The sequence below is a fragment of the Nocardia flavorosea genome, assembly GCF_015477805.1.
In the GTDB taxonomy this organism is placed as follows: Bacteria; Actinomycetota; Actinomycetes; order Mycobacteriales; family Mycobacteriaceae; genus Nocardia; species Nocardia flavorosea_A.
The window spans coordinates 153,441-168,475 of record NZ_JADLQL010000004.1; the positions used below are offsets into that span (position 1 = coordinate 153,441).

Annotated in this window: 14 protein-coding genes; 5 read left to right on the plus strand and 9 right to left on the minus strand. The window is 66.6% G+C overall.

Annotated features, from left to right (window positions below):
* Positions 1-8: 8 nt before the first annotated feature.
* Positions 9-968 carry a FecCD family ABC transporter permease gene (locus IU448_RS19400; RefSeq protein WP_280457950.1) on the minus strand — a complete coding sequence of 320 codons (960 nt, stop codon included), beginning with the start codon at positions 966-968 and terminating at the stop codon, positions 9-11.
* A 279-nt stretch (positions 969-1,247) separates the two neighbouring features.
* Between IU448_RS19400 and IU448_RS19405 the strand changes: the two genes are divergently transcribed.
* Positions 1,248-2,216, plus strand: coding sequence for an ABC transporter substrate-binding protein (locus tag IU448_RS19405; RefSeq protein WP_228813632.1), 969 nt, complete (start codon positions 1,248-1,250; stop codon positions 2,214-2,216).
* Between the two features lie 64 nt (positions 2,217-2,280).
* Here the strand turns inward: IU448_RS19405 and IU448_RS19410 are convergent, their stop codons facing one another.
* The gene (locus IU448_RS19410; protein ID WP_195057088.1) at positions 2,281-2,799 is read right to left on the minus strand and encodes a DinB family protein; all 519 of its coding nucleotides are present in this window, start codon (positions 2,797-2,799) and stop codon (positions 2,281-2,283) included.
* Between the two features lie 390 nt (positions 2,800-3,189).
* Here IU448_RS19410 and IU448_RS19415 point away from each other — a divergent pair, with 390 nt between their 5' ends.
* The 4 genes from IU448_RS19415 (at position 3,190) to IU448_RS29425 (ending at position 7,265) form a co-directional block, all read left to right on the plus strand.
* Positions 3,190-3,837 (plus strand): TetR/AcrR family transcriptional regulator, encoded by a 648-nt coding sequence (locus IU448_RS19415; protein WP_195057089.1) that lies wholly within the window; start codon positions 3,190-3,192, stop codon positions 3,835-3,837.
* A complete protein-coding gene (locus tag IU448_RS19420) occupies positions 3,834-4,481 on the plus strand; it encodes an enoyl-CoA hydratase-related protein (protein WP_195057090.1) in 648 nt (215 codons plus the stop codon). Before IU448_RS19415 ends, IU448_RS19420 begins: the two co-directional genes overlap by 4 nt.
* Before the next feature lie 573 nt (positions 4,482-5,054).
* Positions 5,055-7,031 (plus strand): neutral/alkaline ceramidase, encoded by a 1,977-nt coding sequence (locus tag IU448_RS19425; protein WP_195057091.1) that lies wholly within the window; start codon positions 5,055-5,057, stop codon positions 7,029-7,031.
* A 102-nt stretch (positions 7,032-7,133) separates the two neighbouring features.
* Entirely contained in the window at positions 7,134-7,265 is a 132-nt protein-coding gene (locus IU448_RS29425) for a hypothetical protein (RefSeq protein ID WP_267467170.1), read from the plus strand.
* Positions 7,266-8,112: 847 nt separating this feature from the next.
* On the opposite strand, the gene IU448_RS19430 is transcribed toward IU448_RS29425, so the two are convergent.
* The 7 genes from IU448_RS19430 to IU448_RS19460 are packed head-to-tail and all read right to left on the minus strand — an operon-like array spanning position 8,113 to position 14,994.
* Complete coding sequence (locus IU448_RS19430) at positions 8,113-9,321, minus strand: TetR/AcrR family transcriptional regulator (protein ID WP_195057092.1); 1,209 nt, start codon at positions 9,319-9,321, stop codon at positions 8,113-8,115.
* Between the two features lie 5 nt (positions 9,322-9,326).
* Positions 9,327-10,874 (minus strand): acyl-CoA synthetase, encoded by a 1,548-nt coding sequence (locus IU448_RS19435; protein WP_195057093.1) that lies wholly within the window; start codon positions 10,872-10,874, stop codon positions 9,327-9,329.
* A 27-nt stretch (positions 10,875-10,901) separates the two neighbouring features.
* Complete coding sequence (locus IU448_RS19440) at positions 10,902-12,047, minus strand: acyl-CoA dehydrogenase family protein (protein WP_195057094.1); 1,146 nt, start codon at positions 12,045-12,047, stop codon at positions 10,902-10,904.
* A gap of 29 nt (positions 12,048-12,076) precedes the next feature.
* A complete protein-coding gene (locus tag IU448_RS19445; RefSeq protein WP_195057095.1) occupies positions 12,077-12,907 on the minus strand; it encodes an SDR family NAD(P)-dependent oxidoreductase in 831 nt (276 codons plus the stop codon).
* 13 nt (positions 12,908-12,920) lie between these two features.
* Positions 12,921-13,352 carry a MaoC/PaaZ C-terminal domain-containing protein gene (locus IU448_RS19450; RefSeq protein ID WP_195057096.1) on the minus strand — a complete coding sequence of 144 codons (432 nt, stop codon included), beginning with the start codon at positions 13,350-13,352 and terminating at the stop codon, positions 12,921-12,923.
* On the minus strand, positions 13,349-13,804 hold the full coding sequence (locus IU448_RS19455) for a MaoC family dehydratase N-terminal domain-containing protein (RefSeq protein ID WP_195057097.1): 456 nt from the start codon (positions 13,802-13,804) through the stop codon (positions 13,349-13,351). The genes IU448_RS19450 and IU448_RS19455 overlap by 4 nt, the downstream gene beginning before the upstream one ends.
* A 2-nt stretch (positions 13,805-13,806) precedes the next feature.
* On the minus strand, positions 13,807-14,994 hold the full coding sequence (locus IU448_RS19460; RefSeq protein ID WP_195057098.1) for a lipid-transfer protein: 1,188 nt from the start codon (positions 14,992-14,994) through the stop codon (positions 13,807-13,809).
* Between the last annotated feature and the right edge of the window lie 41 nt (positions 14,995-15,035).

Consider the following 15,035-nt stretch of genomic DNA (forward strand, 5'->3'; position numbering starts at 1 on the left):
GGCGCCGCTCATACCGTCACCAGCCTGCGGCGGCGGGCCAGGAACACGAAGAACGGCGCCCCGATCACCGCGAGCACAACCCCGACCGACAGCTCACCCGGTCGCGCGATCACCCGGCCGGCGGTATCGGCCAGCAGGACCGCGACGATTCCGAACGCGGCCGCCGCGGGCACCGATCGACGGTAGTCTGCGCCGGCGAGCGAACGTGCGATATGCGGCACGAGCAGGCCGGCGAAGGCGATCGGGCCGGCCATGGTGACGGCGGATCCGGCGAGCAGGGTGATCGCGGCGATACCGGCACACCGGGCGAGCGGTATCGAGGTACCGAGCGAGCGCGCCGTGTCCTCGCCCAGCGCCAGCGTGTTGAGCGCGCCGATGTTCAGCACGGCCAGTAGCAATCCCGCGGCGACGAACGGCCACATCGCCTCGATCGTGTGCGGACGTGCCGCCAGCGAACCGACCTGCCAGAAACGCAGGGTGTCCAGGGATGCGCTGTCCAGCAGTGCCAGACCGGTGACCAGGCCGCCGCATAGTGCGGCGACGGCCGCGCCGGCCAGCACGAGGGTGACCGGGGTTGCCCCGTGCCGGGCGGCGGTGCCGACCGCGAAGACCAGGACACTGGCCATCAGAGCACCGGCGAAGGCCAGACCGGCTTCGACGTGCACGGGAAGGCTGCCGAGCAGGAAGGTGGCGGCGACGATCGCGAGGGCCGCGCCCTGGTTGATGCCGAGCAGTCCCGGTTCGGCGACAGCATTGCGGGTATGGCCCTGGGTCAGTATCCCGGCCACCCCCAGGCAGGCGCCGGCAGCGATACCGATGAGCGTGCGGGGCCAGCGGAGCTCGCGAATCGTCACGTCCATATCGGTTCCGGTGGGGGTGAAGATCGCATGCCACGCCTCGGCCACACTCGAGGGGTTACTGCCGACGCACACGCTCACGACGATGGCGGCCAGTACCGCGGCTATCACAACGACGACCGTGAGCAGTGGTGAACGGACGGATCGGAGGGCGTTTTCCGGCGTCGGCGAAGCAGTGCCCGTGGAGGCCGGCGGGCCGGAGGGGGTGTCGTTCAGCACCGGTGCGCTCGCGGATGCGGTGTCGACATCTCGGTACTCCTTGCTAAGGTCGTCCTACGTTGGGCAGCCTATCCTTATTCGGAGGCGTCGTACCGCCCGGCCCGGAAGAAAGGTCACGTCATGAGAGGTATATCCCCTCGACCGATCGCGCGGCGATCATTGATCTCTCTCATGGCTTGCGGCCTGGTGTTCGCGGCAGGCTGTGGCGGTTCCGGCGAGACGGAGCCGGGCGGGGCGGGCGGCAACGACTCCTCGATCTCGGTCGAACACGCCATGGGGGTCACGACCGTCGACGGCCCGGTGGAGCGGGTCGTCGCGCTGGATCCCAGCTACGCCGACGCGGCGCTACTACTCGGCGTTCCGCTCGCCGGTTACGTCCAATACCGGGCGGATCCGGGTAATCCGTTCCCGGAGTATCTGGGCGATATCGACGAGAAGGTCGCCGATTCGGTCAATGTCGGCACAACGGCCGAACCCGATCTCGAAAAGATTCTCGAACTCGAACCCGATCTCATCATTTCCGCCAAGGTGCGCCACGAATCGCTCTACGACCAACTGAGCAAGATCGCGCCGACGGTGTTCTCGGAGTCCACCGGCCCGACCTGGAAACAGAATATCGTCCTGCTGGGCGAGGCACTGGGTCGCAAGGACCGAGCCGAAGAGCTGATCACCTCTTACGAGGAACGCGCTGCGGCGGTGGGCGACCAGATCCGGGCCCAACGGCCCGATATCACCTACTCATTGATCCGTTTCGCCGGTGAGGACACCGCGCGGCTGTATTCGAGCAATTCGTTCATCGGCGAGATCATGGCGGATATGGGCATCCCGCGCCCGGCCGGCGCACCCGATACCACCGAGAAGATCTTCACACCGCTGTCGATGGAGCAGATCCTGAAGGCGGACGCGGGTGTCGTCCTGGTCTCGGCCTACACGCCGCCGGGCGACGAAGGCGATTCCAGCCGGGATCAGCAGGCTTCGTTCGAAGCGAACCCGCTGTGGCAGCGCCTTTCCGGCGACGTGCTCCACGTCGACGACGAGCCTTTCGTTCTCTCGGTGAGTATCCAGGGCGCGCATGCCTCGATCACCGAACTGGCGGAGCACTTCGGTGTCGATCCGCGCGCGGACCTGATTCCGGAATAGCCGCCGGTTCACCGGGATCCGGGCGAACGCCGGATCGCCGGCAACCGGTGCGAGCGGCAACATTTCAGTGCGCCTGCCCGGTGTGATCGGGCGGCCTGGAATCCAGGATCTGCTCGCGCAGAATATCGGCGTGGCCGGCGTGCCGCGCGAAATCCTCGGTCAGCTGCAGGTAGATAAACCGCAGGCTGACATCACCGAGATGGTGGTGGGTGACGATATCGTCGAGATCGAATTCCGCGGCGACAGTGCGGGAACGGGCACAGGCTCCTTCGAATTCGGCGATCACGTCCGCCAGTGTTTCGTCGTCACCGACAACGAAGCTGGGGTCGCCACCTGTTGTGCCGCCGCCGCATTCGCCTTCGGGTACACCCGCGAGCACATGCTGGAACCAGATCCGCTCGGCGGTCGCGGCGTGTTTCACCAGGGCGATCGGCGTGGTCAGCGAGGTGACCAGCCGGCGGCGGGACTCGGCTTCGGATAGGCCGCGCACCGCATTGATCAATTCGGCCCTGTTGCGATCGAGCACATGCTCGAGGAGGTAACGCTCGCAACCGGTGGTGACCTGGGGTATCGACCATGTCATTGCGGTCTCCATTCTGTCGTCGGGTTTCGGCAAACGCTCTGTCACTGCGGGTTTCGGGAATCGATCAGTCGGTGGGGTGAGATGACCGCGGGCCCGGTGAAGTTCGGAATGAGTGCCGGTCGCCATCCGGCGTGGGAATCATTTCCCGGAAGAGAGAGCGAACGCGGGCACCAGCACAGTCCGGTCGAGGCATCGGCCGCGCGGAGGGCAGACAAGCCGGATGCGTGAGGCCGGGATCCGACCGCAAGCTCTGGTGTCGCGAAGAACCGGCACACCACCGGCTTGTGCGTCGCGCGCAGGCGTTGCCCGAAGCGTACCCGACGGGCTGCCCGGCGGATTTCGGGTGCACCGGGATCAGTAACAGAGCAATTGCTCTGTTACTATGGGATCATGCCCCGCCCTCGAATACACGACCTCGAGTACCTGCTGGATACCGCCGAGCAGATGGCTGTGGACACCGGGCCCGCAACAGTCACCGTCCGGGCGCTCTCCGCGGCCACCGCGGTATCCAACGGGGCGATCTATCACGCCTTCGGCTCGCGTTCCGGACTGATGGGCCGGGTATGGCTGCGGGCGGCACAGCGGTTCCTCGACCTGCAGCGCGCGGCGGCCGATCGCGAACTGACCGCGGCGGCATCCGTCGAGCAGGCTGTCGAGGCGGTCGTCGCGGCCGCTGACGCACCGGCCGAATTCCTGCTGCGGCAGCCGGCCTCGGGTCGGTTCCTGCTGACCGTGTCCCGAGCGGAACTACTCGGTTCCGGCGAGATGCCCGACGATATCGCCGGGGATATGCGCCGGCTCGATCAGGCCCTGACCGAACTGTTCACCGTATTGGCGCGCGGCGTATTCGACCGGGCCGACCGCGAAGCGCTCACAGTTGTCCGCGACTGTGTCGTGGAACTACCCACCGCGCTGCTACTGCGCGGCCGGCGCACTCCAGAACCCGCAGTGCGTCAACGCCTGGCGGCCGCCGTCCGCGCCGTACTGGCGCTGCCCCTACCCCAGCACCCGGACCACGAAGTGAAAGGCACCCGATGACCACGAACCTGGACTACGAGGACAAGATCGCCGTACTGACACTCGGCGACGACGAGAACCGCTTCTCTCCCGACTGGCTGGAAACCGTCGACGCCCACCTCGACACCGTCGAACGCGAAGCCCAGGGCCTGATCACCATCGGTAGCGGAAAGTTCTACTCCAACGGCCTGGACCTGGACTGGTTGATGGCCAACGGCGACCGCGCCGAATGGTACGTCGCCCGCGTCCAGGCTTTGTTCGCCCGGATCCTCACCTTCCCGCTGCCCACCGTCGCCGCCGTCAACGGCCACGCCTTCGGCGCCGGCGCCATGCTGGGCATCGCCCACGACTACCGCGTCATGCGCGCCGACCGCGGCTACTACTGTTTCCCCGAGGTCGATATCGATATCCCCTTCACCCCGGGCATGGCCGCGCTCATCCAGGCCAAACTCGGTCCGCAGGCCGCGGTCACCGCCATGACCACCGGTCATCGTTTCGCCGGGCCGGAGGCACTGGCCGCCGGACTCGTCGACGCCACCGCCGCTGAATCGGCGGTTCGCACCACCGCCGTCGAACGGATCACCCCCCTCGTGGGCAAGAACCCCGCAACACTCGCCGCCATCAAGACCACCATGTACGGCGCGGTTGTCGCGGCACTGCACTGAGACAGCGGCCGGGACACCCGGCGGGACAAAACATCGGCACCACCTGCGGTTCAGGTCTTGACTGGCGGCCGATCCGGAGGAGACTGGAGATACACCGGAACAACGAAGAGTGTGACGGGTTCGAAGAAGACGTTCGGAGAATCGCGGTGACACCCCTCGGAGATCCGGCCAGGCCCCCGGCAAGCCAGTCGGAACCCCGGACAGTCAGCGACGACTGAGGTTCAGGAATCCGATGGAGACTACCGGGGACTGCTCTGTGTGGGGGATTGCGATAACGGTCCGGCCGGCTGCGCACCAGCATGATCGCGGGGACGCGGAACGCATCGTCGCCGTGGTCCTGGCGGGCAGCCGCGCGCCCCGGTCGCGCACCTGTGAAAACCGCCGGGCAACGGGCCCGCCGGTCGGCCACCGCAGCGGTACGGCCTGCTCGACAGTGGATGCGACCACCGCCGACCTGCCCGGAGACGAAACCGTCGGTGACGCAAGTCGTTCCCGATCTGTCCTTGCTAACTTGTCTGTGTACCGAACCCGCACCGCTGCCGCGGACCGATCCCGACAGGACAGAAGAGGTCGATGCCGGAAACGAACTACTCGACCGACCGCCATCTGGTCGGCCGTGCCATTGCCGACATCACCGGGGAACCGGCCGAGGCCGGAATGCTCGGTTACGGCAAGGCCGATCAGAAGACCACCGGGATCCATCTCCGGTTGCGCGCCCGCGCCTTCGTGTTCGTGGACCCGCTGGTGGACCGCCGGGTCCTGCTGGTCGTCACCGAACTACCGCTGATCTTCTCCAGCGTCACCCAGGAGGTGCTGCGCCGCCTGGCGCAGCGTTTCGGCGACACCTACACCGAATCCAACGTGATGATCACCGCCACCCATACCCACTGCGGGCCCGGCGGCTATTCGCATCACCGGCTGTACAACGGTTCCGGCGGGTTCCGGCCGAAGACCTTCGCGGCGATCGTCGAGGGCATCGTCGAAGCGGTCGAGCGGGCACACGTCGATATCGCACCGGCCACCCTGCGCCTGATCCACGGCGAACTGCACGAGGCCAGCGTCAACCGCTCGCGCGCGGCATTCGACCTGAATCCGGAAGAGGACAGGGATTTCTTCCCGGACGCGATCGACCCGCAGACGACCCTGCTGCGTATCGATCGCGAAGGGGAACCGGTGGGCGCGGTCAACTGGTTCGCCACCCACGGCACGTCCATGACCAACCGGAACACGCTGATCAGCGGAGACAACAAGGGATACGCGGCGTATCACTGGGAACGCGTGGTCGAGGGCGTGAACTACCTGGTGGACCGAGACCCCGATTTCGTCGCGGCCTTCGCGCAGACCAACGCCGGTGATATGTCGCCCAATCTCGACGGCAAGCCCGGTCACGGCCCCACAGGTGACGAGCGGGAGAACACCCGGATCCTCGGCCTGCGCCAGTACGAGGCGGCAGCGAAACTCGCCGCGGGATACATGCCGCGAATGGCGGGCATCGTCGATTACCGCTTCCTGCATATCGATCTGTCCGCCGTGACCGTGTCCGAGGAGTTCACCGGTGACGGTCGCGAGCACCGCACGGGCAGACCGGCCGGGGGCGCGGCAGCCTTCGCCGGTGCGGGGTACGACGGGCCCACGAACTGGAAGACATTCCACGAAGGCCGTAACCCGGGCTGGGATCTCCTGTCCCGGTCGGCGTACCTGTTCGCACCGGCACTGCGGGATGCGCAGGCCCCCAAGGCGATCGTCGCCCCCGGCGGACTGCTCAACCGGTCCAAGCCGTACGTCCAGGAGATCGTCCCGGTACAGCTGTTCCAGATCGCCGAGCTGTATCTGCTCGGTATTCCGGGTGAAGTGACGATCGCCGCCGGTCTGCGATTGCGGCGCACGGTAGCGGCAATCCTGGGGGTCGAGCCGGCCAATGTCCTGATCGCCGGGTACAGCAACGCCTATTTCCACTACGTCACGACGCCCGAGGAGTACACCGCACAGCGTTACGAGGGCGCGAGCACCCTGTTCGGCCGATGGCAGTTGCCGGCCCTGCAACAGATCGCGGCGCAGCTCGCGACCGCGCTGCGCGACGAGAGCCCCCTGCCCGCGGGGGCCGCGGCGCCCGATCTGTCGCAGCTGTGGCTATCCGCAAAAACCGATCCGCCGCCGGACTTCCCGCCGGTGGGACAGAATTTCGGCGACGTACTCACCGAGCCGGAGCCGGAGTATCGTGCCGGCGAACGGGTGAGTGTCGAGTTCGCCGGTGCGCACCCCAATCACGATCTCCATCGCGGCAGCACCTATGTCATGGTGCAGCGGTACGACGGTGCACGCTGGCGCACGATCGCCGACGACGGCGACTGGGAGACCACCTTCGAATGGACGCCCGGTCCGGCGCAGAGTTCCCGGATCACCATCGGCTGGCACAGCCCCGCCGATGCGGAACCCGGCAGCTACCGGATCCGGTATTTCGGTGACGCCGTGAAACCCAGCAGCGACCCGGTCCCCATCAGCGGAACATCCCCCGAGTTCCGGATCCACGGCGAGGATCACAGCGCCTGACGGTCCCGCCACGGCGTCGGTACGAGCTTCCCACGGTTCGCCCGGACTCGCTCAGGCGATGACTCTCCCGCACCTCCGGGCCCCGAACCACTGCTGGGGTCCGTGGTCGGCGACCAGCGCGGCCGCACCGGTGCCCAACTCGAGGCACCGTGGCCGACCGGCGTGAGCGTGCAGCGCCAGGACGGCGCCACCCATCCGGGCACCTATATCGGCCCGCTGCGACCTGCGGCCTGACCCCGGCGGTCCGCACCGCGAACGCGTGCGCATGGCCCTCGAAAAACGCTTCCTGACCACCGGAAAGAAAGCAACGGTGGACCGACTTTCCCGAAAATGACAACCGCAGCGCAAACACATAAACCTGGACCAGCTCGCCCCTCAGCCGGATCGTCACATCACCGAAATCGACCTCGGCTTCCTCACCCGGACGATGGCTCTGCCGGATGAACACCTGCGCTGGCCCCCGACCGGCCTCTACCCGGATCTGTGGCTTGCGATCAGCGACATAATCCCGCAGCGTCTGATATGCGATGCCGGACATTCCCTGCTCATCGATCAACCGGGCATAGAGCCGCTTGACCGTGTGCCGCTGCTTGCGCGGAGCATCCAGATCAGCCCGCAACACCTCGTCGACGAACGGCTTGAACGGATCCAGCTTCGACCCCCGCCGCGGATACGACTTCCGCTCCGCCGGCCACACCATATTCGTCGCCGCCTGAACCGTGCGCCACCCCACCCCATATTTGGCCTGCAACGCCCGCCCCGACATCCCCGCCCGAGCATCCCGACGTATCGCGGCATACAGCTCGACCTTCGACTGACGAGGCAACAGCGGCTCACTTCCACAAGGACCGGACCCGAGACCAAGCACACCGATCCTCGCACCGCAACCAAGATCACGACGTCAAAATTCGCCGATACGAACATCTCCCGATCCCGACCGACGCCAACATCCACCGATGAGTGACGTCACAGATCGCCGATAGAACCAGCCGCACCACCCTCTTCGGCGCGGCGGCCCCCTGGTGAAATCGCCGACCGACCGACAGGACCGGACACAGGCACTCGCGGCGACCGGGGGTTCTCACTCATTTGCCACGACCGGCCGCTCCGGAAAGAGCACCGCATGCCCGATTTGCTCGATGGTTTCGAACACTCCCGGACGATGGCACAGATACTGCGTACGGGAGATATCGCTGGCGAAAGTGAGCACGGCATCGAGCCGGATCTTCGCCTCGGCCGCGCCCACCGCCGGATTCTGGATGCAGATCAGTTCGATCCACTCCCCCACGAAATCACGGTGACTCTGCTGGAGCCGGTCGCGGCTCGTATCGTCGAGGTGCCGCGTCTCGGTGCCGAGGATTGCCGCGTACTCGCTGTCCCGGGCGATGAACGCCACATAGGCACCGAGTACCTTGGTGCCGCGCGCGGCGTCGCCGGTTCCGTCCAGCGCCCGGTAGAGGTCGCGCCACAGCCATTCGGCGCCGCGTTCCAGGGTTGCGGCCAGTAGCTCCTGTTTGGAACCGAAATGGTAGTAGACGGTGGGACCGGTGATACCGGCCCGCGAACCGATCTCCTCCATGCTGACCGAAAGGTAGCCGCGTTCGGCGAAGAGCGCGGCGGCGGCGGCGAGCAGCCGCTCTCGGCGGGTGACCGGCAGGTATCCGGCGGGCCGAGCGGTCGGGGCGCCGGCCGCCACCGGTTCGGCGTTCAATATCGTGCCGGCGATATCGCGCAGGACGTGCTCGAACTCGCTGCGCGACAGGTCCCGGCTGCGATGGGAGGTCGCGCACAGCGCCGAACAGGTGCTCTCGGCCAGGAGCAGGGCGTCCGGCTCGGACAGTTCCGGCCGCTGCGCGCGGATGAGGGCAGTGAACTGGTCGAGTGTGGACCGGATCTCCGACCGCAGTACCGCGTAGGAGTCGGCGGGCAGGCTGCGCGCTTCCTGCCGCCACAGCGTCCCCAGCCGGCTCACCTCGGCCGCGACCCCGGCGACCTGGCCGGCGAGTTCGTCCGGGCCGATCCGGGATGAGGCGGTCAGCACCGAGGCGAAGATCTGCCGGAACGGCGCCATCTCGCTGACGACAGCAGCGACGAGCAGTTCGGGTTTCCCCGCGAAATGCCGGTACAGCGCGGACGGACTGACGTTGACGGCCTTCGCCACCTCCCCCATCGAGACCTGCTCGTATCCGTACCGGTGGAACAGGTCGACCGCCGCCGCGATGATGAGATCCCGGCGGTTGCGGGGCCGGGTTCCGCGCGGCGGGGCATCGGGTACCGATCCAGTGGTCACCCGTATCAACCTACTTGCCGGCTGTTCTCGGACCAGTAAGCCTTGCGCAGTTCACGCTTCAGTATCTTTCCGGCCCCGGAAAGGGGCAGGGCCGCGACGAAATCCACACTGCGCGGCACTTTGTAGGCGGCAATGTGTTCGCGGCAGAACTTCTCGAGCTCGTCTGCCGTCACCTGCTGTCCGGACCTGCGGACGACGACAGCGTGGACCCGCTCCCCCCACCGCTCGTCGGGCACCGCGATCACCGCGCAGGACGCGACCGCGGGATGCCGGCCGAGCACGTTCTCCACCTCCGCGGAGTACACGTTCTCACCACCGCTGACGATCATGTCCTTGATCCGGTCGACCACGAAGACGTATCCGCGTTCGTCCATATATCCCGCATCGCCGGTATGCATCCAGCCGCCCCGCAGCGCGATCTCGGTATCCTCGGGCCGCTGCCAGTAGCCGAGCATCACATGGTCGCCACGTGCCACGATCTCCCCCACCACGCCCCGCGGCACCTCGGCATCGTCCTCGTCGACGATACGCACCTCGGCATGTGGCGCGGGCCGGCCCGCGGAACGGCGCAACGACGGGTCACTGTGGTCTTCGGCCCGCAGGATGGTCGCCACCGGGGCGAGTTCGGTCATCCCGTACGCCTGCGCCAGGGCGGCCTGCGGAACCAGCCCTCTGGTGCGCTCGAGCAGGGTTTCCGAGATCGGCGATGTGCCGTAGAGAACATGCCGGACCGACGACAGATCGAAGGCGGCGATATCGGGCTGATCGACGATCTGCTGGAGCATGGTGGGAACCAGCAGGACATCGGTTATCCGGTGCTGCTCGATCGCAGCCGCAACCCCGCTGGGCGTGAACCCGGACAGCATGATGTGGCTCTGGCCCGCCAGTGATCCGCTGATGAGAAGGAACAGGTCCGCAAGATGGAACATGGGGGCCACATGGAGCATCCGGCCGTGCTGGGTCAACCAATCGCCGGTGGTGAAGCAACCGAGCGCGTTGACCAGCACACTGTTGTGGCTGAGCATCACTCCCTTCGGGGCTCCCGTGGTTCCGCCGGTATAGAAGAGCCCGAGCAGATCCTGGCCGCCCCGGCGGGCATCCGCGGCGGGCGCGGAACCGGCGATCAACTGCTCGTAGTCGATCATCGTTTCCGGGCAGGCCTCGTCTCCGCAGTACACGATGCGGTCCAGCCCGCGGTACCGCTCCCGGATACCGTCCGCCCGGCTGCTGAAGGCCCCGTCGACCAGGAGCACGCGGGTTTCCGATTCGTCCAGCGCGTAGGCGATTTCGGCATCGCTCCACCGGTTGTTGACCGGCATGATCACCGCGTCGGCCCAGCAGACACCGAAGAGGTATTCGACGTAGCGGTCGGAATTGAGGCCCAGCATGGCGACCCGGTCGCCGGACACGACGCCGAGCCCGGCGAGCCCGCCGGCCAGGCGGGCGATCCTGTCGACGGATTCGGCGACCGTCCGCCTCCGTTCACCGTCGATGGTGAACACTCGGCCGGGGTCGGTTTGCAAAGCCTGGTGCAGAAGCTGGGTCAGGTACATCGGCGAACTCCTGTGTGTATGCCGCGTCTAGAGGGATCGGGCGATGATTTCTTTCATGATTTGATTGGTGCCGCCGTAGATCTGCTGTACTCGCTGGTCGACCCAGAGGTGCGAGATCGGATACTCGGCCATGTAGCCATACCCGCCGTGCAACTGCAGGCAGCGATCGATGATGTGCATCGCCCGCTCGGTGGTCCACCACTTGGCCATGGCGGCCGTCGCTCCGTCGAGTTCCTCGCGTAGTAACCGGAGCAGGCAGTCGTCGACGAAACAGCGCACGATCCGAGCCTCGGTGGCTGCTTCGGCCAACGTGAAACGGCTGTGCTGGAAATCGAACACCCGCTGACCGAATGCACTGCGGTCTTTGGTGTAAAGCACAGTGAGATCCAGAGCAGTTTCGATCGCGACCGCCGCGGTGACCGCTATCGTGAGACGTTCTTTCGGCAGCTGACCCATCAGCTGGGCGAAACCGTGGCCTTCGACTCCGCCGAGCAGGTTTGCCGCCGGAACCCGTACGCCATCGAAGAAAAGCTCCGAGGCGTCCTGTCCCCGCTGGCCGATCTTGTCCAAGATCCGGCCGCGCCGGAAGCCTGCGCGATCGGTTTCGACCAGGACCAGTGAGATACCTCGCGATCCCGCGTCCGGGTCCGTTCGTGCGACCACAATGACGAAATCGGCGTGCGTCGCGTTCGTGATGAATGTCTTCGCACCGTCGACCACATACTCCGAGCCGTCGCGCACCGCGCGGGTACGAATGCCCTGAAGGTCGGAGCCTGCCCCGGGCTCGGTCATGGCGATGGCGCCCACGGCCGTACCAGTGGCCATGCGCGGTAGCCACGTCCGCTTCTGCTCCTCAGTACCGTAGGCGAGCAGATAGTGCGCGACGACGACACTGTGCACGCCGATTCCCCACGCGGTATCACCCACCCGGCCCTGCTCCTCCAGAAGCACCGCCTCGTGGGCGTATGTTCCCCCACCGCCGCCGTATTCCTCTGGTACGGACAAGCACAACAGGCCCGCGGCACCGGCTTCGGTCCATACTTCCCGATCGATATGTTTCTGGTCGCGCCAGCGCGCTTGATGCGGTGCGATGTGCTTGGCACAGAACGACCGGGCCAGATCCCGCAGCGCGTCCAGATCCTCGGTCATCCACGGTGAGCGATAGGCGTTCATGATCCCTCCGGTCGATATCGTGCGCTGGTTCAGTTCAGGAATCCGCCGCCGCAGACCAGGGTCTGCCCGCTGATGTAGTCCGATTCGGGTGTACACAGCAGATACACGGCACCGGCAGCCTCGTCCGGGGTACCGGCGCGGCCGAGCGGGATGCCCTGTTCCAAGGTGGACAGCAGTTCGGGATTGACGCCGACCCGGATTTCGCGACCCGCCACGTCGATCGCGCCGTCACCGCCCGCCGGTGTTTCGGTGAGCCTGGTCAGGATCAGGCCGAAGGCCACCGAATTGACCGTGACGTTGTAGCGTCCCCATTCCTTCGCGAGAGTCTTGCTCAGGCCGGTGATCCCGGCCTTGGCCGCGGCGTAATTCGACTGCCCGGCGTTACCACCGATACCGGCGATCGACGAAATATTCACAACCTTGCGGCACGGCACGGGCGCACCGGCCGCACGCGCCGCCTTCACCGCCGCCGAGATCACGGGCTGCGCTGCCCGCAGAATCCGGAACGGCGCCTTGAGATGGACGTCGAGGATGGCGTCCCACTGCTCGTCGGTCATCTTCTGGATCACCGAATCCCAGGTGTAGCCGGCGTTGTTGACGATGATGTCGAGACCGCCGAAAGACTCCACCGCGGTGCCGACGAAACGTTGCGCGAAATCGTCGTCGGTGACGTTGCCCGCGCACGCGACCGCCTGCCCGCCGGTGGCCCGGATCGCGGCGACGGTTTCGGCCGCGGGTTCGGCATCGAGATCGTTGACGACCACGGACGCGCCTTCGGCCGCGAGCTTCTGCGCGACCGACCGGCCGATACCGCGGCCCGAGCCCGAGACGATTGCTACTTTATCGGCCAGATTTCCCATCGGTACTCATCTTTCAATTGGAGGGGTCGTAATCGGGTAGTGCCACCACGGCTTGCCCGGCAAGAGTCGTGATGCCGTCGGCGAGGGTGACGGTGAGTTCGACGGTGGCGCGTTGTTCGCCGTCCACGGTGTCCAGCGCGGTGACCCGGCCGGTGCACAGCGGTTCGGCGTGCACCGGCGTGATCGCCGAAAACCGCACCTCGAACCGGCGCAGATACTGCTGCGGAATCCAGCCGGTGAGCAGTTGGGCCGCATGCGCCATGGTCAGCATGCCGTGGCCGAAGACATCGGCCATCCCGGCGGCGTGCGCCGCGTCGATATCGATATGGATCGGATTGTGGTCGCCGGAAGCGCCCGCGAACAGCGCCAGCGTGGTGCGCGTGATCGGGGCGGGCCGCACCGGGGGCAGGGTGTCGCCGACTCGTACGGTGGCACTGCGGTTCATCGCGGCTCCTCGTGCCGGACGACCGCGATATCGGTGAGCTCGGCGACGGTCCGGCCGTCCGGCCCGGTCACCGTCGTAGCCCGGGTGAGGAATTCCAGTGCCCCGCCCTTCTTCTGGTACACGTCGGTGATGCGACTGCGGGCGGTCAGGTATTGGCCGGCGTACGCCATCGACTTGTACTCGAAGGATTGCTCCCCGTGCAGTACCCGGCCCAGGTCCACCCCGAGCCCGGCGATCCAGGACAGCGGATCCGGTTGTTCGTTGTGCAGGGCGCACAGAAATGTCGGCGGCACCGGTAGATCCGGATACCCGGCCGCCCGCGCCGCGGCGATATCGGTGTAGACCGGATCGGTGGCACCGGTGGCCTTCGCGAACAGGCGCAACCGGCTCCGGTCCACGAGCAGGCTGGTTTCGGGTAGGACTGTGCCGATGACGGCCTGGTCGATCGCCATGATCAATCGACCTTCCGATACAGCGAAACCACGCACGCCCCACCGAGACCCAGATTGTGCTGAAGCGCGACGCCTGCGCCGGGCACCTGCCGGTTTCCGGCCTGTCCGCGGAGCTGCCAGGTGAGTTCGGCGCACTGCGCGAGCCCGGTCGCCCCCAGCGGATGCCCTTTCGACAGCAGCCCGCCCGAAGGGTTGGTGACCACCCGGCCACCGAAGGTGTTCTGCCCGTCGGCCACGAACTTCTCCGCCGTCCCCTCCGCGGTGAGTCCGAGCGCCTCGTAGCTGAGCAGTTCGTTGGTGGTGAAGCAGTCGTGCAGTTCCACCACCGGAATCTCGTCCGGGCCGATACCCGCGGCCTCGTAGACCTGTTGCGCGGCGGCAACGGTCATGTCGTAGCCGACCAGTTTCATCAGGTCGGCGGTGTCGAAGCTGCTCGGCCGATCGGTGGTCATAGCCTGGGCCGCGATCTCGACCACCGCCGGAATACCGCGGCGGCGGGCGAATTCCGGGCTGCACACCACCACCGCCGCGGCGCCGCAGGTCGGCGGGCAGCATTGCAGGCGGGTGAGCGGGCCGAAGATATGCGGCGAGGACATTACTTCCGCGACGGTAAGCGGTTCCCGGAACACCGCGTGCGGGTTGTGCGCCGCATGCTGCCGTGCCTTCACCGCGATACGGGCGTAGGTCTCGGCGGCGATCCCGTACCGCTGCGCGTACGCCGCGCCGGCGCCGCCGAACAATTGCGCGGCCATCGGCACCTCGTCCGCCGCGGGCGCGGCCTCGCGGGCGACCGCCATGAATCGGTCGAACGGAGTGGGCCGATCGTCCCATTTTGCGGTGAGGGCACCGCGCTGCATCTGCTCGAACCCCACGGCGAGCACGCATTCCGCGGCACCGCTCTCGACGGACTGCCGGGCGAGCCACAGCGCCGACGAACCGGTCGAGCAGTTGTTGTTGACATTGACGACCGGCACTCCGGTCATTCCGACCCGATAGGCAACATTCTGCCCAGATGTCGAGTCACCATACACATAGCCGACGTAGATCTGTTCGATATCACCGAACTCGACCCCAGCGTCCGCGAGAGCGGAGACTATTGCCGCCGCACCCATCTCGTCATATGCACGGCTTTTACTAGGCGTAGCAAAGGGCTCCAGTCCCACACCGGCCACCCGCGCTTTTCGGTCCATGAGCCTTCCTCATTTCACCGCATGGATTCGCAACCCGAATC

Bases quoted from the DNA above. Each gene is read 5' to 3' on its own strand.
- IU448_RS19405 (WP_228813632.1), top strand. From the start codon at position 1,248: ATGGCTTGCGGCCTGGTGTTCGCGGCAGGCTGTGGCGGTTCCGGCGAG.
- IU448_RS19410 (WP_195057088.1), bottom strand. From the start codon at position 2,799: ATGACATGGTCGATACCCCAGGTCACCACCGGTTGCGAGCGTTACCTC.
- IU448_RS19415 (WP_195057089.1), top strand. From the start codon at position 3,190: ATGCCCCGCCCTCGAATACACGACCTCGAGTACCTGCTGGATACCGCC.
- IU448_RS19420 (WP_195057090.1), top strand. From the start codon at position 3,834: ATGACCACGAACCTGGACTACGAGGACAAGATCGCCGTACTGACACTC.
- IU448_RS19425 (WP_195057091.1), top strand. From the start codon at position 5,055: ATGCCGGAAACGAACTACTCGACCGACCGCCATCTGGTCGGCCGTGCC.
- IU448_RS19435 (WP_195057093.1), bottom strand. From the start codon at position 10,874: ATGTACCTGACCCAGCTTCTGCACCAGGCTTTGCAAACCGACCCCGGC.
- IU448_RS19440 (WP_195057094.1), bottom strand. From the start codon at position 12,047: ATGAACGCCTATCGCTCACCGTGGATGACCGAGGATCTGGACGCGCTG.
- IU448_RS19445 (WP_195057095.1), bottom strand. From the start codon at position 12,907: ATGGGAAATCTGGCCGATAAAGTAGCAATCGTCTCGGGCTCGGGCCGC.
- IU448_RS19450 (WP_195057096.1), bottom strand. From the start codon at position 13,352: ATGAACCGCAGTGCCACCGTACGAGTCGGCGACACCCTGCCCCCGGTG.
- IU448_RS19455 (WP_195057097.1), bottom strand. From the start codon at position 13,804: ATGGCGATCGACCAGGCCGTCATCGGCACAGTCCTACCCGAAACCAGC.
- IU448_RS19460 (WP_195057098.1), bottom strand. From the start codon at position 14,994: ATGGACCGAAAAGCGCGGGTGGCCGGTGTGGGACTGGAGCCCTTTGCT.